Below are 1,899 nucleotides of genomic sequence, written 5' to 3'. Positions count from 1 at the left end.
GCCCAGAAGGGCCGCGGCGGCAGCAACTGTTGTAAAGAGTTTCATGTTGTTTCCTCAATTTTCCATTGTAGGATCTGTCCGGGCCGGGCATCGGCCCGGACAGGCTGCTTGATATCCGGCGCCCGGATTCAGTTGGCCGACTGCGACGAGTAGACCGTGTTGTTGGTGCCGCTCTGGGTGATGCTGGCCATCTGGTTGGTGCCCGACTGCAGCACGTTGGCGTAGTTGTCGTTGCCCGGCTGGCGCAGGACCATCCGGCCGGTCCCGGCCGCCGCCGGATAGCCGTCGTCCCTGGTCCCCGCAAGTCAACGGCGCCCCCGGCGTAGCGGAGGCGCTTGCAGCCGCTACTGAACCACCGGCTCCTGCGCCAGCTCCAGATGCAGCTCGCTGCCGGTGTAGGGGCTGGCGGCAATCGCCGCGTCATCCAGTTCAACGCCCAGCCCTGGCTCGGCCGACGGGATCACATAGCCCTCTTCCCAGGTGATCGAGGATTTAAGGCAGGACATGTAAGGTCCCTCAAAGGTGCCGATCGACTCCAGAATCAGGAAGTTGGGGCTGCAGGTTGCGATCTGGATGTTTGCTGCCGCCACCACTGGCCCGCAATACAGATGCGGTGCGATCTGCGCCTGCCGTGTTTCGGCCATGCTGGCGATTTTCTTGGCCTCCAGCAGACCGCCAACGCGCCCCAGGTCCATCTGCAGGATCGAGGCCGCACCAGCCTCCAGCACCCGCGCGAATTCATGCTTGGTGCACAGCCGTTCACCGGTCGAAACCGGCACCGAGGTAAACCGCGCCACTTCGGCCATATCGGCGGGGTTTTCCGGCGGGACCGGCTCCTCGAACCACAAGGGTTCATAGGGTTCCAGCCGCCGCGCCATCCGCTTGGCACCAGAGACGGTGAACTGCCCGTGGGTGCCGAACAACAGGTCCGCACGGGTGCCGACCGCCTCGCGGATGCGTTTGACGAACATCTCGCTGCGCTCCAGATCCTCCATCCGCGGCTGATGCCCGTCATAGATCGTATAAGGCCCGGCAGGATCGAATTTCACCGCGGTGAAACCCTGGTTCACCCGCTGCAAAGCAACCTCGGCGGCGATATCCGGATCGTTATAGACATTCGGCGCCTCCGGATCCGGATACACATCCCCTTCCGGCGGGTAGAGATAGGTATAGCTGCGCAGCCGCTCATGCACCTGGCCGCCCATCAGCTCATAGACCGGTTTGCCCGCCGCCTTGCCGATGATATCCCAACAGGCCATCTCCAGACCGCTGAGCACGCCCATCACCGTCACATCGGGCCGAAGCGTGTAGCCAGCGCCATAGGATTTGCGCCACAGCTTCTCGATATGATGCGGATCACAGCCTGCGAACTGGCGCGCAAACATCTCCTCGGCCATCGCACAGCACAGATCGGGGCCGAATGTGGCGTTGTATATTTCCCCCGTACCGGTAATGCCGCAAGCGGTGGTCAAACGTACAAAGATGAAATAGCGCCCGCCGTGGCGCGGCGGCGGATTGCCGAACACAAAGGTTTCGATCTTGTCGAGCTTCATCTGTCACTTCCCTGTCATTCAGCTGCCAAAGGCCTGTTTTCATTGTCTTCCAGCACCATTTCAGCGCCCCGCGCCGCCAGCATCATGGTTGGTGCATTGGTGTTGCCCGAGGTCACATTCGGGAACGCGGACGCATCGATCACCCGCAGCCCCGCCAGCCCATGCACCCTAAGGCGCGCGTCCAGAACGGAATCAGTTGCATCCTTGCCCATCCGGCAGGTGCAGGTCGCATGGAACACGCTGCCGGAGCGTTCCCGGAAATTCTCCAGCAGGGCCGCATCGTCCATTTCCAGAATATCCGGCGCCCGCCGCTCCCGCGTGACGTTCCGGATGGCCGGGGTCTGCG

General features: G+C 62.6%; 3 protein-coding genes. All 3 read right to left on the bottom strand.

Going from position 1 to position 1,899, the window contains the following annotated elements; all coding sequences use genetic code 11:
* Positions 1 to 128 precede the first annotated feature (128 nt).
* On the bottom strand, positions 129 to 254 hold the full coding sequence (locus A2I95_RS34520; protein WP_291737058.1) for a curlin repeat-containing protein: 126 nt from the start codon (positions 252 to 254) through the stop codon (positions 129 to 131).
* A 90-nt stretch (positions 255 to 344) separates the two neighbouring features.
* Positions 345 to 1,553 (bottom strand): mandelate racemase/muconate lactonizing enzyme family protein, encoded by a 1,209-nt coding sequence (locus A2I95_RS34515; protein WP_291737056.1) that lies wholly within the window; start codon positions 1,551 to 1,553, stop codon positions 345 to 347.
* A 14-nt stretch (positions 1,554 to 1,567) separates the two neighbouring features.
* The coding region (locus A2I95_RS34510; RefSeq protein ID WP_291737054.1) for a GMC oxidoreductase at positions 1,568 to 1,899 on the bottom strand (332 nt) is incomplete at its 5' end.

This window comes from Leisingera sp. F5, from assembly GCF_001593695.1.
This window is presented reverse-complemented; position numbering and strand designations above follow the sequence as displayed.

Bases quoted from the DNA above. Each gene is read 5' to 3' on its own strand.
- A2I95_RS34520 (WP_291737058.1), bottom strand. From the start codon at position 254: ATGGTCCTGCGCCAGCCGGGCAACGACAACTACGCCAACGTGCTGCAG.
- A2I95_RS34515 (WP_291737056.1), bottom strand. From the start codon at position 1,553: ATGAAGCTCGACAAGATCGAAACCTTTGTGTTCGGCAATCCGCCGCCG.